The 20,401-nt window shown below is 65.3% G+C and carries 22 protein-coding genes; 9 read left to right on the top strand and 13 right to left on the bottom strand.

What is annotated here, in order from left to right; all coding sequences use genetic code 11:
• Positions 1-9 precede the first annotated feature (9 nt).
• A complete protein-coding gene (locus AC1DJT_RS03255; RefSeq protein WP_441506583.1) occupies positions 10-204 on the bottom strand; it encodes a DUF1289 domain-containing protein in 195 nt (64 codons plus the stop codon).
• Positions 201-1,055 carry an adenosylcobinamide-GDP ribazoletransferase gene (locus AC1DJT_RS03250; RefSeq protein ID WP_441506582.1) on the bottom strand — a complete coding sequence of 285 codons (855 nt, stop codon included), beginning with the start codon at positions 1,053-1,055 and terminating at the stop codon, positions 201-203. The genes AC1DJT_RS03255 and AC1DJT_RS03250 overlap by 4 nt, the downstream gene beginning before the upstream one ends.
• Positions 1,056-1,166: 111 nt before the next feature.
• Here AC1DJT_RS03250 and cobT point away from each other — a divergent pair, with 111 nt between their 5' ends.
• A complete protein-coding gene (gene cobT / locus AC1DJT_RS03245) occupies positions 1,167-2,186 on the top strand; it encodes a nicotinate-nucleotide--dimethylbenzimidazole phosphoribosyltransferase (protein ID WP_441489191.1) in 1,020 nt (339 codons plus the stop codon).
• A 104-nt stretch (positions 2,187-2,290) separates the two neighbouring features.
• On the opposite strand, the gene AC1DJT_RS03240 is transcribed toward cobT, so the two are convergent.
• Positions 2,291-3,619, bottom strand: a complete 1,329-nt coding sequence (locus tag AC1DJT_RS03240; RefSeq protein ID WP_476833512.1) for an MFS transporter — start codon at positions 3,617-3,619, stop codon at positions 2,291-2,293.
• Between the two features lie 524 nt (positions 3,620-4,143).
• Positions 4,144-5,661 (bottom strand): sensor histidine kinase, encoded by a 1,518-nt coding sequence (locus tag AC1DJT_RS03235; RefSeq protein ID WP_441489193.1) that lies wholly within the window; start codon positions 5,659-5,661, stop codon positions 4,144-4,146.
• Positions 5,662-5,746: 85 nt separating this feature from the next.
• On the opposite strand from AC1DJT_RS03235, the gene AC1DJT_RS03230 reads away from it, so the two are divergent.
• The 5 genes from AC1DJT_RS03230 to AC1DJT_RS03210 all read left to right on the top strand — a co-directional run bounded on the left by AC1DJT_RS03230 (position 5,747) and on the right by AC1DJT_RS03210 (position 8,681).
• Positions 5,747-6,298, top strand: coding sequence for a thermonuclease family protein (locus tag AC1DJT_RS03230; RefSeq protein ID WP_441489194.1), 552 nt, complete (start codon positions 5,747-5,749; stop codon positions 6,296-6,298).
• A gap of 199 nt (positions 6,299-6,497) precedes the next feature.
• On the top strand, positions 6,498-7,109 hold the full coding sequence (locus tag AC1DJT_RS03225) for a glutathione S-transferase family protein (protein ID WP_441489195.1): 612 nt from the start codon (positions 6,498-6,500) through the stop codon (positions 7,107-7,109).
• Positions 7,109-7,576 (top strand): hypothetical protein, encoded by a 468-nt coding sequence (locus AC1DJT_RS03220; RefSeq protein ID WP_441506580.1) that lies wholly within the window; start codon positions 7,109-7,111, stop codon positions 7,574-7,576. The genes AC1DJT_RS03225 and AC1DJT_RS03220 overlap by 1 nt, the downstream gene beginning before the upstream one ends.
• The gene (locus AC1DJT_RS03215; RefSeq protein ID WP_441506579.1) at positions 7,573-8,043 is read left to right on the top strand and encodes a hypothetical protein; all 471 of its coding nucleotides are present in this window, start codon (positions 7,573-7,575) and stop codon (positions 8,041-8,043) included. Before AC1DJT_RS03220 ends, AC1DJT_RS03215 begins: the two co-directional genes overlap by 4 nt.
• A complete protein-coding gene (locus AC1DJT_RS03210; RefSeq protein WP_441506578.1) occupies positions 8,040-8,681 on the top strand; it encodes a uracil-DNA glycosylase family protein in 642 nt (213 codons plus the stop codon). Before AC1DJT_RS03215 ends, AC1DJT_RS03210 begins: the two co-directional genes overlap by 4 nt.
• Before the next feature lie 16 nt (positions 8,682-8,697).
• On the opposite strand, the gene AC1DJT_RS03205 is transcribed toward AC1DJT_RS03210, so the two are convergent.
• The 6 genes from AC1DJT_RS03205 to AC1DJT_RS03180 all read right to left on the bottom strand — a co-directional run bounded on the left by AC1DJT_RS03205 (position 8,698) and on the right by AC1DJT_RS03180 (position 13,779).
• A complete protein-coding gene (locus tag AC1DJT_RS03205) occupies positions 8,698-9,564 on the bottom strand; it encodes an NAD(P)-dependent oxidoreductase (RefSeq protein ID WP_476769402.1) in 867 nt (288 codons plus the stop codon).
• A 125-nt stretch (positions 9,565-9,689) separates the two neighbouring features.
• Positions 9,690-10,406, bottom strand: a complete 717-nt coding sequence (locus AC1DJT_RS03200; protein WP_441506576.1) for an ABC transporter permease — start codon at positions 10,404-10,406, stop codon at positions 9,690-9,692.
• Entirely contained in the window at positions 10,403-11,131 is a 729-nt protein-coding gene (locus AC1DJT_RS03195; protein ID WP_069877202.1) for an ABC transporter permease, read from the bottom strand. Before AC1DJT_RS03195 ends, AC1DJT_RS03200 begins: the two co-directional genes overlap by 4 nt.
• 80 nt (positions 11,132-11,211) lie before the next feature.
• A complete protein-coding gene (locus AC1DJT_RS03190; RefSeq protein WP_441489200.1) occupies positions 11,212-11,988 on the bottom strand; it encodes a transporter substrate-binding domain-containing protein in 777 nt (258 codons plus the stop codon).
• Positions 11,989-12,208: 220 nt separating this feature from the next.
• Complete coding sequence (gene rocD / locus AC1DJT_RS03185; protein WP_441506575.1) at positions 12,209-13,429, bottom strand: ornithine--oxo-acid transaminase; 1,221 nt, start codon at positions 13,427-13,429, stop codon at positions 12,209-12,211.
• A 131-nt stretch (positions 13,430-13,560) separates the two neighbouring features.
• On the bottom strand, positions 13,561-13,779 hold the full coding sequence (locus AC1DJT_RS03180; RefSeq protein WP_441489202.1) for a hypothetical protein: 219 nt from the start codon (positions 13,777-13,779) through the stop codon (positions 13,561-13,563).
• Positions 13,780-13,880: 101 nt separating this feature from the next.
• On the opposite strand from AC1DJT_RS03180, the gene AC1DJT_RS03175 reads away from it, so the two are divergent.
• Positions 13,881-14,483, top strand: coding sequence for a TetR/AcrR family transcriptional regulator (locus AC1DJT_RS03175; RefSeq protein WP_441489203.1), 603 nt, complete (start codon positions 13,881-13,883; stop codon positions 14,481-14,483).
• Between the two features lie 31 nt (positions 14,484-14,514).
• Here AC1DJT_RS03175 and AC1DJT_RS03170 read toward each other — a convergent pair whose 3' ends face one another.
• From AC1DJT_RS03170 to speB, 3 genes are all read right to left on the bottom strand, one after another.
• The gene (locus tag AC1DJT_RS03170; protein ID WP_476769406.1) at positions 14,515-15,759 is read right to left on the bottom strand and encodes an MFS transporter; all 1,245 of its coding nucleotides are present in this window, start codon (positions 15,757-15,759) and stop codon (positions 14,515-14,517) included.
• 159 nt (positions 15,760-15,918) lie between these two features.
• Positions 15,919-16,404 carry an Lrp/AsnC family transcriptional regulator gene (locus AC1DJT_RS03165; protein WP_069877198.1) on the bottom strand — a complete coding sequence of 162 codons (486 nt, stop codon included), beginning with the start codon at positions 16,402-16,404 and terminating at the stop codon, positions 15,919-15,921.
• Positions 16,401-17,453, bottom strand: a complete 1,053-nt coding sequence (gene speB / locus AC1DJT_RS03160) for an agmatinase (RefSeq protein WP_441489204.1) — start codon at positions 17,451-17,453, stop codon at positions 16,401-16,403. The genes AC1DJT_RS03165 and speB overlap by 4 nt, the downstream gene beginning before the upstream one ends.
• A gap of 326 nt (positions 17,454-17,779) precedes the next feature.
• Between speB and AC1DJT_RS03155 the strand changes: the two genes are divergently transcribed.
• Positions 17,780-18,865: a TRAP transporter substrate-binding protein gene (locus AC1DJT_RS03155; protein ID WP_476833511.1), complete on the top strand. Its 1,086-nt coding sequence runs from the start codon at positions 17,780-17,782 to the stop codon at positions 18,863-18,865.
• A 291-nt stretch (positions 18,866-19,156) separates the two neighbouring features.
• On the top strand, positions 19,157-20,251 hold the full coding sequence (locus AC1DJT_RS03150; protein ID WP_476833510.1) for a TRAP transporter substrate-binding protein: 1,095 nt from the start codon (positions 19,157-19,159) through the stop codon (positions 20,249-20,251).
• The last annotated feature ends 150 nt before the right edge of the window (positions 20,252-20,401 follow it).

The raw sequence follows: 20,401 nt of genomic DNA, 5'->3' as shown, positions 1-20,401 counted from the left end.
GCCGATGGTCTAGCCTGTCGGCTGGCTCGACCGGTCCGACGGAATCTTGCGGCGAGACAATTCGGCCATGATGGCCAGCCGCTCGGGCTCGCTCAGCCGCGACCAGTCGGCGATCTCCTGAAGCGTTCGCAGGCAGCCTTCACAGAGCCGCGATACGGGGTCGATCACACAGATCTGCACGCAGGGGCTGGAGGCGCCGCTCATTGCCAGGCAGAGCCCAGCGCGAAGGCGAAGCCGCAGGTGAGCGCGATCTCGGCGAGTTGCTGTGCTGCACCCAGAATATCGCCGGTCTGGCCGCCGATCAGGCGGCGGCCGAGCCGGGCGAGCCCCGCCAGGACGAGCACGGATAGCGCCAGGCCAAGCGCAAGGCCCGTACCCGGCAGCCCGGTGGCCAGTGTCCCTGCGACGGCGAACGCGACCGAAAGCGCCAGCGCTGTCCAGGCCGTTGCGGCGGTGGGCTGGCCAACCGCAGCCGAGGCGCCGGAGCTCCGGGCAGGGGGCTCGGTGGCGAGCAGATAGAGCGCAGTGGCGCGCGACCATGGCGCCGCGATCAGCAGCGCGGCGGCTGCAGCCAGAGATCCGAGCGCCTGGAGAATGGCCGCAAGTGCCGTCACCCGCAGCAGCAGGGAGAGCCCCAGCGCCATCGCCCCGAAGGTGCCGACGCGGCTGTCCTTCATGATCTCCAGCCGCCGTTCCGGCGTATGCCCTCCGAACAGCCCGTCGGCGGTGTCGGCAAGGCCGTCCTCGTGGAAAGCACCCGTCGTCAGTGCCGCGACCGTGACGGCAAGCGCTGCTGCCAGCGGCGGGCTGATGCCGGCCGCGCCAGCAGCTAGGAGGACAAGCGTTGCGGGCAAAGCGATGACGAGCGCAGCCAGCGGTACGGCGCGCGGCACCAGCCTGAAATCCGGCAGGCCATGCGCTGAATCCTCGCCGGGCAGGCGCGGCACCGGAAGACGCGAATAGAAACGGATGCAGATCGCAGTCGCGATCAGCCAGCCCGGCCAATGCGGCCGGCCGGCCGGCAACTCCGAGATGTCGAGAGGGGCGTCGGCCATGCGGTCTCGGTATCCTCGATTGTCTTCCGCCGTCCAAGCCTATAGCAGCAGCGGCAACCCGGCGGCCACGCCGCATCCCGCCCGATTCCATCTTTCGCGAGACATCCAGCGATGCCCGCTTCCGGCCTTCCCTTCGACGACATCCGCAATCTCATCGCCAACATGCCCGGCCCCGATATGGGTGCCGCCAATGCTGTGCGGGCCCGAGACAAGGATCTTACCAAGCCCGCCGGCAGCCTCGGCCGCATGGAGGAGATCGCCGAATGGCTTGCAGCCTGGCAAGGCAAGGCGCCCCCGCGCGTCGACCGGCCGCTGGTTTGCGTCTTCGCCGGGAATCACGGTGTCGTGGCGCAGGGCGTCTCGGCCTATCCGCAGGCGGTAACGCGCCAGATGCTGGAGAATTTTGCCGCCGGCGGCGCTGCGATCAACCAGATCTGCGCGGCCTTCGATCTCGGCTTCAAGGTCTTTGACCTGGCCCTCGACCTGCCGACCGGCGATTTCACGCAAGGTGATGCGCTCGACGAGAAGGCCTGCGTCGCGACCATGGCCTTCGGCATGGAGGCGCTTGCCGGCGGGGCCGATCTGCTCTGCCTCGGCGAGATGGGCATCGGCAACACCACGTCAGCGGCTGCGATCTACGCGGCGCTCTATGGCGGCGGCGCTGCGATGTGGTGCGGGCGCGGCACCGGCGTCGACGATGACGGTCTGAATCGCAAGATTGCCGCTGTCGAAGCGGGCCTCGCTTTCCACGCCGCGCATCTGGGCGACCCGCTGGAAGTGCTGCGCCGCCTCGGCGGTCGCGAGATCGCAGCCATTTGCGGCGCGATCATCGCCGCCCGGCTGCAGCGCATCCCGGTGATCCTCGACGGCTATGTCGTCACTGCCGCCGCTGCCGTCCTGCATGCCATCGAACCGTCCTCGATCGACCATTGCCTTGCCGGCCATCTCTCTGCCGAGGGCGCCCATCGCGAAGCGCTGCTCCGGCTCGGCAAGCAGCCGCTGCTGGCGCTCGAGATGCGGCTCGGCGAGGGCACGGGGGCGGCGCTTGCGGCAAGCCTCGTCAAGGCCGCCGCCGCCATCCATTCCGGCATGGCGACCTTCGATCAGGCGCAGGTCTCGAAGAAGGACTGAAACTGCGGGAGCCTGACGGCAGCGTTGCTCCCAAGGCTCGTCTCGAACTCAGGCCCTGAGCGCGCCGTGCGGGGCCCGGGCAGCCCCGCAAATGCGCGACCTCGTCAGGTTGCGGCCTTCGTCTCGAAGGGTTCCMAGATACTGATCTGGCGCGTTTCCGGCATCAGGAAGAGGCAGAGCACGAAGCACACGGCCGGGACGGCGATCGGGTAGATCAACGCGTAGCCGACGCTCCCGGTCGCCGCGAAGGCCGCCGACGTGATGAATGGCACCAATCCACCACCCCAGCCATTTCCGATGTGATAGGGAACCGATACCGACGTGTACCGGATCCTGGCGGGGAAGTATTCGGCGAGGAAGGCCCCGACCGGCCCGTACACCATCCCGACATAGCAAACGAGGATGAAGATGATGAAGATCGCGGTCGGAAAGTGGACATTGCCGGGTCGCGTGACCGTTCCCAGCCACAGGTACAGCGGATAGTACGTGATCGCGGCGAGCAGCATGCCGCCCRGKATCACTGGCTTGCGGCCGATGATGTCGGATAGCCAGCCGAAGAAGATCAAGCTCGGGGTTGCGAGGAGCAGCGCTGCTCCCACGATGTAGGACGAGGTCAGCGGGTCCAGCTTTGAAACCTGCTGCAGGAAATACAACGCCCAGAACTGGCCGCTGTACCAGACCACTCCCTGTCCGATCAGCACGAGGGTGGCGATCCCGACATATTTGATGTTGGAGCTGAGAAAGGCTTCCTTCCAGGGGTTCCTGGTCATCTGTCCCCTGGCCTTGATCGCCTCGAAGATCGGCGTCTCCTGGAGCTGGAGCCGGATGTAGATTGCGACGGCGACCAGAAGGAAGGATATCAAGAATGGAACGCGCCAAGCCCATGCTTTGAACGTCGCCTCGCCGAAATAGGTGCGGGTCGCGATGATCACGATGAGCGACACCACGATCCCGAGCGTCGGGGAGGTTTGCAGCCAGCCCGTGTAGTAGCCGCGGCGCTCGTCCGGAACATGCTCGGCGACATAGGTGATGGCGCCGCCATATTCGCCACCCAGGCACAGGCCCTGGATGATCCGCAAACCGAAGAGAATGAATKCGGCAGTCAGACCGATGGAGTCGTAGGTCGGGATCAACCCGATCGCCCCGGTGCCCAGCCCCATTCCGCTGAGCGTAACGAGGAAGGTGTATTTGCGGCCGACCCGATCGCCCATCCATCCGAAGAGGAATGCTCCCAGCGGACGGATCAGGAAACCGGCGGTAAACAGCGCGATCGTGCTCAGTAATGCCGCGACCGGATGACTCTGCTCGAAGAACTTGACCGACAGAATGGCGGCCAGGCTGCCGAATATGTAGAAGTCATACCATTCGATGACATTCCCCACCGATGCAGCGACGATCACGCGGCGGAAATCACTCGGGATCTGGATGGGCATGGCGCCCTCCCTTTACTTCAAGGCACTTTCTCCGGTGTTTCACGCTTGATGGCTCGCACCGCGAAATCCACGCGTGACAGCTGTGGGGTGCCGTCCGCTGCGCTTGCCGTATGAAGCTCTGTATCGCTCGAGGGGAGCTCCAACGGCCATGGGCGCCGCGAGCCGTCATTCCCTCCTACCMGCCGTGAAACAAGGGCGTAGCCGCCATTTTAATCCTTAATGGGCGGTTGCGGTATCGATTTTCTACTTGAAGCCAGCTGGGCGAGCGGTGACTGCTGGACTTGCCGGGAGCGTCAAAGTGATCGCTTCGGATGCTGTCACGGTTGGCGCGGCAGCCCCTCAGATATGCCCCACCGCCTGCCCCGGCAGCGTGGCGGATCGCGCGCCATGGCAGCGCTCATTCTCTCTCCCTTCGCGAGCGGGGAGGCCGTTCCGGCGATCTGCGTGATGGAACCGGGCAGTCTCGGCGGCCTCGTTCCATCCGATCGGAACTCCGCTCTGGCGAGCGCATCCCGTGCGCGCGCCTAAGCCGCCGATCGTGCCGGCTCGGGCAGCGCCGCCAGCGTGTCCATCACGCGCTCGGGCGGCAGGGTGATCGTCACTTCCGTGCCGGCGCGCGGCCTGGATTTCAGATGGAAGCCGCCATTATGGAGATCGAGCAGCCCCTTCACGATCGGTAGCCCCAGGCCGGAGCCCTGTTCGGCGGTCTTGATGGCGAGCGAACCGCGCCCGAAGGTCTGCAGCACGATCGGGATTTCATCCTCGGGAATGCCCGGCCCGGTGTCCGTGACCGAGACATATTGTCCGCCATTCGCCGTCCAGCCGACCTTGATGGTGATGTCGCCGCCCTGCGGCGTGAATTTGATCGCGTTGGACAGGATGTTGAGCACCGCCTGCCGGATCGCGCGCTCGTCCGCCCAGACCTTCGGCAGATCGGGCTCGGCCGCCTCGCGGATCGTTTGCCCCTTGGCCTTGGCGCGCAGCTTCAGCATGTGCCGGCATTCGTCGACCACGCCTGCCAGGCTGAGGGCCTCCTCGTTCAGCGCGTATTTGCCGGCCTCGATCCGCGAGAGATCGAGAATCTCGTTGATCAGGTTGAGCAGATGCTGGCCCGAGCCGTGGATGTCGCCCGAATATTCCTTGTAGGCCGGGTTGGCGTGAACGCCGAAGATCTCGTTCTTCATCACCTCGGAGAAGCCGAGAATGGCATTGAGCGGCGTCCGCAGCTCATGGCTCATCGTGGCGAGGAAGCGGGATTTGGCGAGGTTGGCCTCTTCGGCCTTGCGGCGCGCCTCGTCGGAATTCGCGGTCGCAGTCTCGAGCTCGGCGATCAGCGCGTCCTTCTCGGCGCGGAACTCGATGGTTGCGACCGAACTCGAATAGAGCCGGTGGGCGAGGAAGATGAAGAAGAGCTGGGCCGATGCCGCCATCAGCGCCATGGTGACGCTGTCGATGTCGGAGCGGCCCCAGAAGAACAGCGTGATGCCGATGGTGACCGGCCCCAGCCCGGAATACACCGCAAGCGGGATCGTCGCCGCCAGCATCACGGTCAGCGCGCTGACGACGAGCAGCGTCGTCATCACGAAGACCTTGGCGCCCGGTCCGTCGACCTGCGCGAACAGGACGAGGATCAGCGTCCAGGACAGGCCGTGAAAGGCTTCCGCCGCCGGCAGCAGGCGGCGCCAGCGCCGAATATTCACCTCGCCGGCCGGCTGCGCCAGGAAGCGGCGGCAAAGCAGGACCATGACCGCCGAGGCCAGGATGACGATGCCGAGCCAGGTGGTGACCTGGTAAGCCGGGACCCAGAGGCAAGCGGCGGTCGCGATGCACAACGCCAGGACCAGCGCGCCGACCGAGCCGTGCATCCGATACTGGGCGAAGACCCGCAGCAATTCGTAGTCGAAGGCGCGTTCGAGGCCGGTCGTCGAGGTCAGCCGCTCGCGCACGGACTTGACCTCGCGCGTGACGAGCTTGCGCCGCGCCAACGCCGTAGGGTCGGGACCGCGCCCTCGCTGGATCTGTTCGGCCGTCACTTCCGCCATAATCGGAACGCATGTACCTCTTCCGGCGGCAGACCCTGCACGCCCGGCTCGCCATTATGGTCTCGAAATCGTTAAGCTCTTACTGATGGCGCGCTTCGGATTCGGACGATCTCGGTATGGACCTTTCGGCTGGCGCCGCGTCAGCCGCCCGGTCGATCTGGTCGTCGCACTCGGGCTGCTCGGCCTGCTGGCGATTGCCGGCGCTGTCCTGCAATACAAGCTTGGCCCCGCCCGCATGCTTGCCGGAGCCGCCCAGGCGATCGATGGCGATTCGCTGCGGCTGAATGGCGAAGAGCTCAGGCTCGAAGGCATCGATGCCCCGGAATTCCGCCAGAGCTGTCGCGACAGCGCGGGCAGGGATGTGGATTGCGGCCGTGCCGCCCGCCGTGCCCTGCTGGCGCTGATCGGGCGCGGTCTCGTCACCTGCGACATCGGCCGGGTCGATCGCTACGGCCGCGGCCTCGCACGCTGCAGGCAGGGCGAGACCGATATCAACGCCGCGATGGTGCGGCAGGGCCATGCCGTCGCCTATGGTGATTATCGCAGCGAGGAAGACGAGGCGCGAGCCGCCGGGCGCGGCATCTGGGCGCTGCAGTTCGAGCGGCCGGAGGCGTGGCGCAAGGCTCATCCGCGGTAGAGCATTGGACCGAAAAGTGGAATCCGGTTTTCGGAAAATCCGATGCTTAAGCAAGGAGCTGGATCGCCGATCCTGCGTCCGAACGGACGCAGGGCGACTCTAGCGCGCATGGCTGCGCCATCACGAATGGGTTTGAAATGGTTGACCGCCGGACCTCCGCCATGGTCGGGTTCGCACGCGGTTTCCGATGAGGTTGACGATGAAGCTCTATGATGGCGGGCGCGCGCCCAATCCGCGGCGGGTCCGCATCTTCTTCGCAGAGAAGGGCGTTCCCCTGCCGGAGCTCGTGCCGGTCGATATCACCCGGAAGGAACACCTCACGCCCGAATTCGCCCGCATCAACCCGCTGAAGCGCCTGCCGGTGCTCATGCTCGACGATGGAACGGCGCTTGCCGAGACGATTGCGATCTGCCGCTATCTCGAAAGCCTGCATCCCCAACCCGTGCTCTTCGGTGGGGATGCCAAGGAACAGGCGCAGATCGAGATGTGGAACCGGCGCGTCGAGCTGGGCCTGTTCAGCAGTGTCATGTCTGTCTTCCGGCACAGCCACCCRTCGATGGCGGAGCTCGAGCATCAGGTGCCGGAATGGGCCGAGGCCAGCCGCGAGCAGATCGATGACCACCTCCTGATCATGGAGCTCCAGCTCGCGGGTAGCCGCTTCCTGTCCGGGGATCGGTTCACGGTGGCCGATATCACTGGAGGCATCGCCGTCGACTTCATGAAGCCGTCCCGGGTTCGGTTGCCTGAGGAATGCGTCAACATCCGCCGGTGGCATGACGAAGTGTCTGCGCGGCCAAGCTGGAAGGCCTGATGCGACCGGTCTTCGCCATTCTGGCGCTGCTGGTGCTGGTCCAGCCCTCCGTCGCGGCCGAACGGCTGAACGGCGAGGCGATCAAGCGAGCCTTCGAGGGCAACACGGTGAGCGGCCGCTACACCAATGGCGGGTTCTTCACCGAGTATCATGAGCCGGATGGCCGCGCACTCGGCCATAATGGCTGGCAGCCGAACAAGGATGCCTGCTGGATCACGAAGGAGGATCAGGTCTGCTACTACTATGGCCCTCCCAGCGACCGCACGGTGCATTGCTTCACGGTCGAGCTGACGGATCGGCTCTATGTCCTGCGCAATGTCTCGAACGGGCAGATCAATGCTCTTGCCACGATCGAGCCCGGCAATCCGCGCGGGCATTCCGACAAGGGGGAGCCCTGGTATTGCGACGGCCTGATCTCGCGGGCACCTGAGGTCCCGATGTCACGGCGCAGGCTTGCCTCGCGATGATGCGTCTGCTGCTCCTTGCGGCCGCGCTCATGCTTCAGGCCGCCGCCAACTCTCCGGTGACGGCCGCGGAGCGCCTGAGCGGCGAGGACATCCGCCGTGTCTTCGAAGGCAATACCGTCAGCGGCCGCTACAATAACGGCATGCCGTTCAGCGAGTACCATCACGCCGACGGCCGGGCGAGCGGACATAACCGGCACGTGCCGAACCGCGACGCCTGCTGGACGACCACACCGGACGCGGTCTGCTATTACTACGGACCGCCCGAGCAGCGTCGCACCTATTGCTTCACGGTCGAGCGCAGCGGAGGCCTCTATGTCCTGCGCAACCGGCCGAGCGGCCGCATCAACGGCATCGCCACCATCGAAGCGGGTGACCCGCATGGCTATGCGACCAGCGCCAAGATCTGGACCTGCGACGGCCTGATCTCGCAGCGGCGCGGGGAGCCGTCCCGTCTGGCGGCGCGATGAAGTCGGATCGGGAGCGCCCATCGGAAACGCTCGCCGCGGTGCTGCAGGAACTGGCTGCCTGCCGCATCTGTCGCGACGAGCCGCGCTTCCAGCCGCCGCTTCCGCATGAGCCGCGCCCGGTGATCCAGGCCTCGCCGACGGCCAGGCTCTGCATTGCCGGCCAGGCGCCGGGCACCCGCGTCCATGCCAGCGGCAAGCCGTTCACCGATCCGTCCGGTGTCCGGCTGCGGCAATGGCTCGGGCTCGACGAAGCGGCGTTCTACGACGCAGCCAGGGTCGCGGTCGTGCCGATGGGCCATTGCTTCCCGGGGCTCGACGCGCAGGGCGGGGATCTGCCGCCGCGCCGCGAATGCGCACCGATCTGGCGCTCACGCGTGCTTGCGGCGATGCCGCAGGTCGAGCTCGTGCTCGCCATCGGCCGCTATGCGCAGGCCTGGCATCTCGGCGCGAAGGCGGGCGCCAATCTCTCCGCCACGGTCGCGGGCTGGCGCGCGATCCTGGCGGAGCCGCGCCGCCCCCGCGTGCTGCCGCTGCCGCATCCCTCCTGGCGCAACAACGCCTGGCTGAAGCGCAATCCCTGGTTCGAGGCGGAGCTTCTGCCGGTGTTGCGCGAGGAGGTGGCGCGGCTGGTCCTGTGAACGCGGAGAGCCCCGCTCAATCCTCGAGGCGCGCAATCAGGCTGGACGTATCCCAGCGCCTGCCGCCCATCTTCTGGACTTCGGCATAGAACTGGTCGACCAGCGCGGTGACCGGGAGCTGGGCGCCGTTGCGACGCGCCTCCTCGAGCACGATGTCGAGGTCCTTGCGCATCCAGTCGACGGCGAAGCCGAAGTCGAATTTCCCGGCATTCATGGTCTTGCCGCGGTTCTCCATCTGCCACGAGCCGGCGGCACCCTTGGAAATCACCTCCAGCATGGACTCGACATCGAGGCCGGCGCGCTTGGCGAAATGAATGCCCTCGGACAGCCCCTGCACCAGTCCGGCGATGCAGATCTGGTTGACCATCTTGGTGAGCTGGCCAGAGCCGGCCGGGCCCATCAGCTTACACATCCGCGCGAAGGCACCGATCACCGGCTCGACCCGGGCATAGGTTTCCGGGGCGCCGCCGCACATCACGGTCAGCACGCCGTTCTCGGCGCCGGCCTGGCCACCGGAGACCGGTGCATCGATGAAGCCGAAGCCGCCGGCCTTCGCGGCCGCGTCGAGTTCGCGGGCGACGCCAGCCGAGGCCGTGGTGTGGTCGACGAAGACAGCGCCCTTCGCCATGCCCGCAAAGGCTCCGGCTTCGCCGGTGGTCACGGAGCGCAGATCGTCGTCATTGCCGACGCAGGCGAAGACGATCTCCTGGCCCCTGGCCGCCTCGGCCGGTGTCGGGGCGGATCTGCCGCCATGCTGCGCCACCCAGGCCTGGGCCTTGGCCGCGTTGCGGTTATAGACGGTGACGTCGTGGCCCTTGGCCTTGAGATGGCCGGCCATGGGGTAGCCCATGACGCCGAGACCGAGGAAGGCAACCTTAGCCATGTTCCGCTCCGCTGATAGGTTCTGGTTTCGCTTCGGCCTGTAGCGCGCGCGACCCGTAGGGGGAAGTCGCGCGGACGCCAAGGCACTTTGTCAGGAATGGAGAGGGGGCGCGCGGCGCGCCCCGCTCAGCGTAGCGCCATATGCCGCGTCAGCCTGAGTTCCAGCCGGTCCCAGACCCGCCGGATCACCTCGACCAGAAGAAGATAGATCAGCGCGGCGTAGAGATAGATCGTGAGATCGAAGGACCGGGCGAAGGCGAGCCTTGTCGCGCCCATGAGGTCGAACAGCGTGACGAGCGAGGCGATTGCGCTGGCCTTGATCATCACGATCAGCTCGTTGCCGAGTGGCCTGAGCGCCAGGATCATCGCCTGGGGCATGATCACAAGGCGCAAGGTCGACCAGCGATGCAGCCCGAGCGCCATGGCGCCTTCGAACTGGCCGCGCGGGATCGACTGGATGGCGCCGCGCAGGATTTCGGCCTGATAGGCGGCCGTGTTCACGGTGAAGGTCAGCAGCGCGCAGTAGAACGGCTCCCGGAAGAACCACCACAGCCCGACATCCTGCCAGAACAGCCGGAATTGGCCGAGCCCGTAATAGACCAGGAAGAGCTGGCACAGCAGCGGCGTGCCGCGGAAGAAGGTGGTGTAGCCGTTGATCGCGGCCTTGGCCCAGCGCGGCCCGTAAAGCCGTGCGATGGCGAGCCCGAGTGCCAGCACAAAGCCGATCGCGACCGAGATTATGACCAGCTCGAAGGTCACCCACAGGCCGCTCGCCATCCGGCAGCCGTAGTTCTGGAAAACCTCGCTGCCGAAGAGATAGCCCGGATATTCGCACCAGCTCATCGCGTCGCTCCACCAAAGGCAGCAAAGCCGCGATTGGCGCGGATCTCGAGACGCCCGACGCCCCAGGCCGAGATCAGCGAGAAGAACAGGTAGATCAGCATCGCCGCACCGAAGAACAGGAACGGTTCCTTGGTCGCGACATTGGCGCGGGTGGTGATGAACATGATGTCGGGCAGGGTGATGACCGAGACCAGCGAGGTCTCCTTCAGCAGCACCATCCAGTTATTGCCCAAGCCGGGCAGCGCCACCCGGATGAGCTGGGGGAAGACCACGAGGCGGAAGGCCTGCCCTTTGCTCAGGCCGAGCGCGGCGGCGGCCTCGCGCTGGCCCTTCTGGATCGAGTTGAGGGCGCCGACCCAGACCTCGCTGGAGAAGGCGGAGAGCACCACGCCGAGCGCCACCATGCCGGCGACGAAGGGTGGCATGCTGAAATTGCCGGGCAGGCCGAGCGAGACCCAGGCCTTCTGCAGCACGATCTGGATGCCGAAATAGATGATGTAGAGCGTCAGAAGCTCCGGCACCCCGCGGAAAACGGTCGTGTAGACCGTGGCCAGCCAGCGCAGAACAATGTTCTCGGAGCGCTTGCCGAGCGCGACGATCAGGCCCAGCAGCAGGCCGAAAGGCAGGGTTGCCAGCGCGATTGCGATGGTGATCCCGGCGCCCTGGAGCAGGGCGAGGCCCCAGCCGCCGTCGCCGAAACCGAGCAGTGCGAGTTTGTCGAACATGGATAAGCCGGCGAGGGGAGGGAAATGGACCACCGCCGGCGCGCGAGGCACGCCGACGGGGTTCGGTCAGCCGGCTATTGTCACAGGATAGGGAACTTGAACCACTTGTCCTGGATCTTCTTGTGCGAGCCGTCGGCGATCGATTCGGCGATCGCCTTGTCCCACATCGCCTTCAGTTCAACATCGGCCTTGCGCACCGCGCCGGCCGTGCCGGGGCCGTGGATGGTGGCGTCACGCGGAACGTCGGCCGCCTTCTTGCAGCAATCCTTGCCCTTGCCATTGAGGAAGTCCTCGAGCGAGAGCGAGTCGGCGATGATGTAGTCGAGCCGCCCATTCGCCAGGTCGAGATTCGCCTCTTCCTGGGTCGGGTACAGGCGGATGGTCGAATCCTTGTAGAACTTCTCGAGGAAGTTGGCGTGGATGGTCGAGCCCTGCGTGCCGATGGCCTTGCCCTTCAGGGCTGCCGGCGAGATGTCGGTTCCAGCCGACTTGGCGCTGATCGCCCAGATCGGGGTCTTGGTGTAGACCGCGGTGAAGTCGACCTGCTTCTTGCGCTCATCGGTGGCGTTCATGCCGGCGATGATGATGTCGTATTTATTGGCGAGCAGCGCCGGGATGATGCCGTCCCAGTCCTGGACCACCCAGGTGCATTTCACCTTCATCTTCTCGCAAAGCATGTTCGCGTAGTCGATCTCGAAGCCTTCGAGTTCCTTCTTGGCGTTGAGATTGTTGAAGGGGGGATAGGCGCCTTCGGTGCCGATCCGGATCTCCTTCCACTCCTTTGCCTGGGCCAGGACGCCAGTGGCGCCGGCAGCCGTCAGCACAGCGGCGGCGATCAAACGAACGAAACCTTTCATGGTACCTCCCACAGGTTTGACCGGCCGGGCGTTTCGAGTTCCCGTGTCCGGCTTGTGCTTACAGATTGTGCGATCCTGTGCCCTGCCCGCAAGTGGGGGCATGCAGCTTTTCTGAGCGAAGCCGCTTAAAGGGGAGGCAGCGCAAATCATTGATTTTATTGATTGTTTATGCCCCTGTCTGATTCCGCGCGGATTGTGCCTGCGCGCTTCGACACCGTGCTCAGGCTGCGCTGGCCCTGCGCTGTCCGCCAAACGCGGCAAAGACTGCCTCGCAGCGGTCGAGTCCCCAGTCCAGTTCCGCCCGGCTGATCGTCAGCGGCGGGGCGAATCGGATGACCGTCTCGTGCGTTTCCTTGGTCAGCACGCCGGCGCTGGCCAGTGCCTTGACGAGCGCCTTGGCGGAACCCACTGCCGGATCGATATCGACGCCGATCCACAGACCGGCTCCCCGGACGTCCCGCGCGATACCGCGGGTCATCGCGGCAAGGCGCTGCTTCATGTGAGCGCCCTGTTCGGCGGAGCGCTGCACCAGCCGCTCTTCCTCGATGATCTTGAGCGACTCCAGCCCGATCGCGGCGGCGAGCGCGTTKCCGCCGAAGGTCGAGCCATGCGAGCCGGGCTCGAACAGGCGCATGACATCCCGAGAGGCAAGGAAGGCCGAGACGGGATAGACACCGCCGCCAAGCGCCTTGCCGACGATCAGGCCGTCCGCTCGGATGCCCTCATGCTGATGCGCGAACCAGCGCCCGGTGCGTCCGAGCCCGGACTGGATCTCGTCGAGGATCAGCAGGACGTTGTGGCGGTCGCAGAGTTCGCGCAACCGCTTGAGATAGCCCGCAGGCGGCATGACGATGCCCGCCTCTCCCTGGATCGGCTCGATCATGATGGCGGCGGTGCGGGGGGTGATCGCCGCCTCGACGGCCGCTGAATCACCGAAGGGCACCGTCACGAAGCCCGGTGCGAAGGGGCCGAAACCGTCGCGATAGCTGTTCTCGGAGGAGAAGCCGACGATCGTCGTGGTACGCCCGTGGAAATTACCCGCGGCGACGATGATCTCGGCCTGATCCCTGGCGATATCCTTGACCCGGTAGCCCCAGCGCCGTGCCGCCTTGATGGCGGTTTCGACCGCCTCGGCGCCGGTGTTCATCGGCAGCGCCATGTCCTGGCCCGATACGGCGCAGAGCTTCTCGAGGAAGGGGCCGAGAGGTTCGCAGTGGAAGGCCCGGCTCGTCACCGCGAGCTTGCGCGCCTGTTCGCTCAGGACCTTGAGAATACGCGGGTGACCGTGGCCCAGGCTGACGGCCGAATAGCCGCTCATCATGTCGAGCCGTTTCACCCCGGAGGTATCGGTCAGCCAGACACCCTCGCCATGTGAGAGCATGATCGGCAGTGGCGCGTAGTTGGCGGCACAGACCTGCTGCTCGAGCGCGATTGCATCCATGGTCGTTCTCCCTCGTTCCAGCGAGGGTAAATCTGCCGAGACGACCGGTTCGTGTTGGAATCAGCTCCATCGGCGGCCGATTCTGTCGAGTGAGCGACAGAATCGGACACGCCAGCGCCGCATGGACGTGGCTAGGCCGTGCCGCGACGCGCGATCGGTATGACGAGATAGACCATGCCGAGCACCATGGGCGGCACGGCCAGCGCGGTGACCGACCAGGTCGACCAGCCGGCCGTCAGGGGAGCAAGCAGGCTCAGCAGGGCGTTGATGAGAAGATAGGCGCCGACCATGAGCGTGCCCAGGAAGCGAAGCCTGGCGAGGATGCCGGGGAGTGATGACGATTGAGACATGCTCTTCTCCAAAACGAAACGTACCGTTTCGATATATTGATATGCACAGCCCGTTTCGTTATGCAAGAGGCGGATGACATAAAGGAGTCGCGTCGTCACTCATGAGCGGGATCGATCAGCCCACGCCACGGCGCGCCTCGATTGGGGCCAAGCGCAGTCCGGCCTCTGAGGCTGCGATTCTCGCCGCGGCCCGCGCCGTGCTGGCTGAAGGGGGCTATGCGGGTTTCTCGATCGACGCCGTCTCCCGGCGCGCGGGTGCCGGCAAGCCGACGATCTATCGGTGGTGGAAGACGCGCGCCGATCTGCTCATGGACGTCTATGACGCCGAGAAGGCGTCTATGCTGACGCAGCCGATGACGGGGGACCTGACGGGGGACCTGGTCGCCTATACCGAGGGGCTCTGGGACTTCTGGTCGGCAACGCCATCAGGCCGGACCTTTCGCGCCCTCATCGCCGAAGCCCAATCGAACAGCGCCGCTCTCGACGCCCTGCGCCTGAAATTCCTGCCGAAGCGGACACTCCACCTGAGCAAGCTCTTCACCGCTGCGGCCGGGCGAGGCGAGATTGCCGAAAGCGAGATCGAGACGCGGCTCGCGCTCTATATCGGCTTCAACTGGTACTATGTCCTGACCGACCGCCTCGACGAGGGGCGGGCGGCCATTCCTGCGGCCATGAGTCTGATCGCAGCGCCAGCGTCCCGCTGACGGGACGCTTGGCAGGGGCTTATTGGAGACGCTATTCGCCCGGGGCGAGCGCTGCCCTGCCTGCCTCGCTGGCCTGCATGTCCCACAGCGTCAGCAGCCAGATCGCGAAGCCACCGAGCGCGAGCGCGCTGCCGACCCAGCCCGTCGAGGTCCAGCCATAGCCGGAGGCAATCGCCATGCCGGCGAGCAGGGGGCCGAGCGCATTGGCGAGGTTGAAGGCGCTGTGGTTCAACGCGGCAGCGAGGGTTTGCGCGTCCTCCGCGACATCCATCAACCGGGTTTGCAGAGGCGTGCCAAGGCCGCCGCCACAGCCGATCATGAAGACCACGATCGAGACGGTCCAGATATTGCCGGCGGCGAGCGGAAACAGGGCGAGCGAGGCCGCGCTCCAGAGCAGGATGCCACCGACCGACGGCATCAGGGCCCGGTCCGCCGCCCAGGCACTGACGATCGTGCCAACGGTCATGCCGAGCCCGAAGATGGCGAGCACGACCGGCACCATGCCCGGCGCGACATGCGTGACCTCCATCAGTGTCGAGGCGACATAGGTGTAGACCGCGAACATGCGGCCGAAGCCGATCGCGCCGATCGCCAGCGTCAGCCAGACTTGCCTGTGCCGAAGCGCGCCGAGTTCGCGCAGCGGGCTCGCCCCGGGCTGCGGCCTGTCCTTCGGTGCGAACGCCGCGACCAGAATGACGGTGAGGAGGGCCAGGGCCGCAACGACGCCAAAGCCCCAGCGCCAGCCGAGCGCGAGGCCCAGCCAGTTGGCGAGGGGCACGCCGAGAATGGTGGAGATCGTCAGCCCCAGCATGACGCGGGCGACCGCCTGCGAACGCCGGTTCTTCGGCACCAGCGAGGCGGCGACCAGGGCTGCGACGCCGAAATAGGCGCCGTGCGGCAGGCCGCTGAGAAAGCGGAAGACGAGCATCCAGCCATAGGTGGGAGCAAGCGCGCTCAAGCCGTTGGTGATGGCGAAGGCCGCCATCAGCCCGATCAGCAGCGTCCGCCGCGAGAGTTTTGCCGCGAGCACTGCGATGACGGGGGCGCCGGCAACGACGCCGAGCGCATAGGCGCTGATCACGTGCCCGGCGGTCGGCCCGTCGACGCCGAGGCCGACTGAGAAATAGGGCAGCAGGCTCATGACCGCGAATTCGGCCGTCCCGATGGCGAAGCCACCCATCGCCAATGCGAACAGAACGAGGCTGGTGCGTTGAGCCGGCGCGGCAAGCGATCCTGCTGGGCGCGCGACAGCCGCTCCCGTGCTGGAGGAGGTCATGGAATTCGTCCGGGTGATGAAGGCGCGATGCTGCGGCGCGATGTTCACGCTGCGCTGCAATATATTGTCTCCGACATGCGTTCGACGCAAGAGCCCAAGGGCTCAATCGCGCGTAGGGCAGGGCGCCATGAATTCAGGGCATGGCGCCCGCTGCGCTGCTTACTGCTCCGCCAGGGGGTATCCGTCGAAGTCCTTCAGCGCCTTCAGTGCGAAGGTGGTGGCAATCTTGGCCACGCCGAGCTGCGCATCGGCCAGCCAGGTCCCCGTCAGTTCCTCATACTCCGCCAGTGAATCCGCGACGATGCGGGCAAGATAATCCGCCTCGCCGCTGACCACCTGCACCTCGACCACGTCCGGACAGGCCCTCAAGACCTTCTCGACCCGTTCGCGCCGCCCGACCGAGTGGTCGCGCAGCGAGATCTGCGCGAAGGCGACGATGGCGTGGCCCGCGATCTCCGGCGACAGCCTCGCGCCATAGCCGAGGATCAGCCCCGAGGCTTCGAGCTTGCGCACGCGCTCGAGGCAGGGGCGGGCGGACAAGCCGACCCGCTCCGAGAGCGCCTGATTGGTGATGCGGCCCTCCGCGCGCAGGATCGTGACGATCCTGCGGTCGATCGCGTCGAGCTGGACGGCCTTGCGTTTCACGGCCTGCCCTTGCCGGCAGCGCGCGCCTCGGCGATCAGGCAGAGTTCGGCGAACAGGACCTGCGCCGCGCATTGGGCCGTATTCGAGGTCGCGTCATATTGCGGCGCGACTTCAACCACGTCAGCCGCGACGATATCGCGGCCCTTGAGGCCGCGCAGGATCGCAAGGGCCTCGCGCGGCGTCAGGCCGCCGACCTCGGGCGTGCCGGTGCCGGGCGCGAAGGCCGGGTCGAGCGAATCGACATCGAAGGAGACATAGGTCGGCCCGTCGCCGATCACGGCAAGCGCCTTTGCGATCACCGCATCGAGCCCCATGCGGTCGACCTCATCGGCATGGATCACGGTCATGCCGGACTCGTAGGAGAACTCCCAGAGATACTCGGCGCCGCCGCGGATGCCGATCTGGATGACGCGCTCGGGATCGAGCACACCATCGAGTACGGCCTGCCGGAATGGCCCGCCATGATGGAATTTCGAGCCTTCATAGGGCCCGGACGTGTCGCAATGCGCGTCGATATGAACCATGCCGACCGGGCGCTTCTCGCCGACGGCCTTGAGGATCGGATAGGTGATCGAATGGTCGCCACCGACCGCAAGCGTCGAGACGCCGGCCTTCACGATCGTCTTGAAAGTCGCTTCGATATCCTCGTGGCAACTCTCGAGCGAATAGCGCGAGCGGAAGGGCACGTCGCCGATATCGGCAACCTTGAGCTGGCCGAAGGGCGCCATGCCGGTGACGTGATCCATCGGCCCCATGCGCTCGACGGCCCGGACCGCGCGCGGCCCCAGCCGCGTGCCGGCACGGTTCGTGACGCCGAGATCCATCGGCAGGCCAATGATCGCGACGTCGAGCCCGCCGAGATCGGGCTTGCTCAGTGCATCGGGCTGGTAGGGCGCGCTGATGAAGGTCGCAACGTCGGAGAAGGGCCATTTCCGACGGTCGCCCTTGAACTGGTCGGCAGCGACCTTGGCGAAGCGCGGGTCGTGGATGTCGCCCCCGCTCGCGCCGGCATAGCGGGCTCTCAGCCTGGCGAGTTTGTCCTGATCCATGTCGCGTCTCTCATCAATTTGTCTGCATTGCGCGATCGGAGGTTGACCGGGCCCCGCGAAAGTACCATGCGCTTCGTGTGCAGCCGTGCCATGCCTTGAGCGCAATTGTCGAGGCGTCTGGGTTGGTTGACGGTGATGCGATGTTTGGGGAGAGCTGCGCAAATCTTGTGCAGGCGCGGATCGGCGGCAGGAATGAAAGTTTGGATCAACCAAACATGCCCGCAAGATCGACTGCATTCCTAGCCAGAATGATCCTTGAAACTTCGCCGTAACGGGACCGAACCCGCCTGCGCATCGCAAAGTCGAAATCCGAGGAGATGTCCATAATGAAGCGTCGTCAATTTATTCAGGCCGCCACTGYTGGCGCTGCGGCCTCCGCTGTCGCCATGCCGGCCGTTGCGCAGTCGAAACCGGAAGTGAAATGGCGCCTGGCGTCGAGCTTCCCGAAGTCTCTCGACACGATCTATGCCGGCGCCGAGATCATGGCCAAGATGGTCTCCGAACTGACCGACGGCAATTTCCAGATCCAGGTCTTCGCGGCGGGCGAAATCGTTCCCGGCCTGCAGGCGGCGGATGCCGTCACCAACGGCACGATCGAGATGGCGCACACCGTCTCTTATTACTATGTCGGCAAGGATCCGACCTTCGCGATTCCCGCATCGGTGCCGTTTGGTCTCAACGCCCGCATGCAGAATGCCTGGCTCTATCAGAACGGCGGCAATGAGCTGTTCAACGAGTTCTTCAAGAAGTTCAACATCTACGGCCTGCCCTGCGGCAATACCGGCGCGCAGATGGGCGGCTGGTTCCGCAAGGAATTCAAGACCGTTGCCGATCTTCAGGGCCTGAAGATGCGCATCGGCGGTATCGCCGGCCAGGTTCTGGCCAAGCTCGGCGTCGTGCCGCAGCAGCTCGCCGGTGGCGACATCTATCCGGCGCTGGAAAAGGGCACGATCGACGGCGCCGAGTGGGTCGGCCCCTATGACGACGAGAAGCTCGGCTTCTCCAAGGTCGCGCCGTACTACTACTATCCGGGCTTCTGGGAAGGCGGGCCGACGGTCCATGCCTTCGTCAACCTGGAGAAGTGGAACGCCCTTCCCAAGGCCTACCAGGCAGCCCTGACCGCCGCCTGCACCTATGCCAACACGCAGATGGGCGCGCGTTATGATGTCGTGAACCCGCCGGCGCTGAAGCGCCTGGTCGGTGCCGGCACACAGCTGCGCCCGTTCTCGCAGGAGATCCTCGAAGCCAGCCTCAAGGCCACGAACGAACTCTACGCCGAGATCTCGGCCAAGAACCCGGACTTCAAGAAGGCCATCGATACGATGACCGCTTTCCGCTCGGACCAGTATCTCTGGTGGCAGGTCGCGGAACTGACCTTCGACGTCTTCCAGGTGCGTTCGCGCGCGCGCTGAGATCGGCAACATCGACTGAGATCTTCTCGGTCGAGATCAACGCGAAAGCCCGGCGCAAGCCGGGCTTTTTCTTTGGTCGTTCGCGCGAGATCGGTCTTCCCTTCGGGGCAGGCKGGCCGGTCTTGTTTGACGGAACTCGCTTTCCCCTGCGACGAAAGTACTATCCTGCAAAAAATGCATAGGGGGCATGCTTTCCACTTGCGCGGATCACAGGACCTGCTTTTCTGGAGCGCGCGCGCAAAGCCGGATCAACCGGTGCCGCTGAACGTCTCTGAGGGGAGAAAAATCCAGATGAAGCGTCGCCATTTCTTGAAGGTTGCCGGGGCGGGGGCTGCCGCTGGCGCCATTGCCAGCCCGGCCATCGCCCAGCCTATGCCTGAGCTGAAATGGCGAGTGACCTCGTCATTCCCGAAATCCCTCGACACGATCTACGGCGCTTCCGAGATTCTCGCGAAGGCCGTGTCGGAAGCGACCGACGGGAATTTCCAGATCCAGGTCTTCGCAGCCGGCGAAATCGTTCCCGGCCTGCAGGCCGCCGATGCGGTGACCAATGGCACTGTCGAGATGTGCCACACCGCTTCCTATTACTATGTCGGCAAGGATCCGACCTTCGCCTTCGGCACTGCGGTGCCGTTCGGCCTCAATGCGCGCCAGCAGAATGCCTGGTTCTACCATGGCGGCGGCAATGAATTGCTCAACGAATTCTACAAGAAGCACAACATCTACGCGATTCCCGGTGGCAATACCGGCTGCCAGATGGGCGGCTGGTTCCGCAAGGAGATCAAGACCGTCGCCGATATGCAGGGCGTGAAGATGCGCATCGGCGGCTTCGCCGGACAGGTCATGAGCAAGCTTGGCGTCGTGCCGCAGCAGATCGCCGGTGGCGACATCTATCCGGCGCTGGAAAAGGGCACGATCGACGCGGCCGAATGGGTCGGCCCGGCCGATGACGAGAAGCTTGGCTTCAACAAGGTTGCGCCGTTCTATTACTATCCGGGCTGGTGGGAAGGCGGCGCTGCGCTGCATTTCTTCATCAACCAGGCGAAGTGGGAATCGCTGCCGAAGGTCTACAAATCGGTGCTGACCACGGCGGMGGCACTGGCGAATGTCGACATGCAGGCCAAATACGATGCCAGGAATCCCGCGGCCCTGAAGCGTCTCGTCGGCGCCGGTGCACAATTGCGACCGTTTTCGCAGGAGATCATGGAAGCCTGCCTCAAGGCATCCAAGGAGGTCTATGCCGAGACCTCAGCCAAGAACCCCGACTTCAAGAAGGTCTATGAGGCGATGTCGGCCTTCCGCGGCGACGAATATCTCTGGTTCCAGATCGCCGAATACAGCTTCGACAATTTTCTGATCCGCGCGCGCGCGGCCAACCAGCTCTGAAGAGAGCGACCCGCCGGGAAACCGGCGAACTCGATCCCTGTCGGACCCCGGCCGCGAGGCCGGGGTTTTTCGCATCCGCCGGGCATGCCAATGGGGCGGCGGCCGGCCATTGCTTTGCCGCGCTTGCGGGCTAGACTCAGGGCTGGTCAC

This window comes from Allobosea sp. 05T422_2 (assembly GCF_056396265.1).
This window is presented reverse-complemented; position numbering and strand designations above follow the sequence as displayed.

Excerpts from the sequence above, each read along its gene's own strand:
- cobT (WP_441489191.1), top strand. The coding sequence starts at position 1,167 with ATGCCCGCTTCCGGCCTTCCCTTCGACGACATCCGCAATCTCATCGCC.
- AC1DJT_RS03205 (WP_476769402.1), bottom strand. The coding sequence starts at position 9,564 with ATGGCTAAGGTTGCCTTCCTCGGTCTCGGCGTCATGGGCTACCCCATG.
- AC1DJT_RS03250 (WP_441506582.1), bottom strand. The coding sequence starts at position 1,055 with ATGGCCGACGCCCCTCTCGACATCTCGGAGTTGCCGGCCGGCCGGCCG.
- AC1DJT_RS03170 (WP_476769406.1), bottom strand. The coding sequence starts at position 15,759 with ATGACCTCCTCCAGCACGGGAGCGGCTGTCGCGCGCCCAGCAGGATCG.
- AC1DJT_RS03180 (WP_441489202.1), bottom strand. The coding sequence starts at position 13,779 with ATGTCTCAATCGTCATCACTCCCCGGCATCCTCGCCAGGCTTCGCTTC.
- AC1DJT_RS03230 (WP_441489194.1), top strand. The coding sequence starts at position 5,747 with ATGGCGCGCTTCGGATTCGGACGATCTCGGTATGGACCTTTCGGCTGG.
- AC1DJT_RS03220 (WP_441506580.1), top strand. The coding sequence starts at position 7,109 with ATGCGACCGGTCTTCGCCATTCTGGCGCTGCTGGTGCTGGTCCAGCCC.
- AC1DJT_RS03200 (WP_441506576.1), bottom strand. The coding sequence starts at position 10,406 with ATGAGCTGGTGCGAATATCCGGGCTATCTCTTCGGCAGCGAGGTTTTC.
- AC1DJT_RS03255 (WP_441506583.1), bottom strand. The coding sequence starts at position 204 with ATGAGCGGCGCCTCCAGCCCCTGCGTGCAGATCTGTGTGATCGACCCC.
- AC1DJT_RS03235 (WP_441489193.1), bottom strand. The coding sequence starts at position 5,661 with ATGGCGGAAGTGACGGCCGAACAGATCCAGCGAGGGCGCGGTCCCGAC.
- AC1DJT_RS03195 (WP_069877202.1), bottom strand. The coding sequence starts at position 11,131 with ATGTTCGACAAACTCGCACTGCTCGGTTTCGGCGACGGCGGCTGGGGC.
- AC1DJT_RS03175 (WP_441489203.1), top strand. The coding sequence starts at position 13,881 with ATGAGCGGGATCGATCAGCCCACGCCACGGCGCGCCTCGATTGGGGCC.
- AC1DJT_RS03215 (WP_441506579.1), top strand. The coding sequence starts at position 7,573 with ATGATGCGTCTGCTGCTCCTTGCGGCCGCGCTCATGCTTCAGGCCGCC.
- AC1DJT_RS03190 (WP_441489200.1), bottom strand. The coding sequence starts at position 11,988 with ATGAAAGGTTTCGTTCGTTTGATCGCCGCCGCTGTGCTGACGGCTGCC.
- speB (WP_441489204.1), bottom strand. The coding sequence starts at position 17,453 with ATGGATCAGGACAAACTCGCCAGGCTGAGAGCCCGCTATGCCGGCGCG.
- AC1DJT_RS03210 (WP_441506578.1), top strand. The coding sequence starts at position 8,040 with ATGAAGTCGGATCGGGAGCGCCCATCGGAAACGCTCGCCGCGGTGCTG.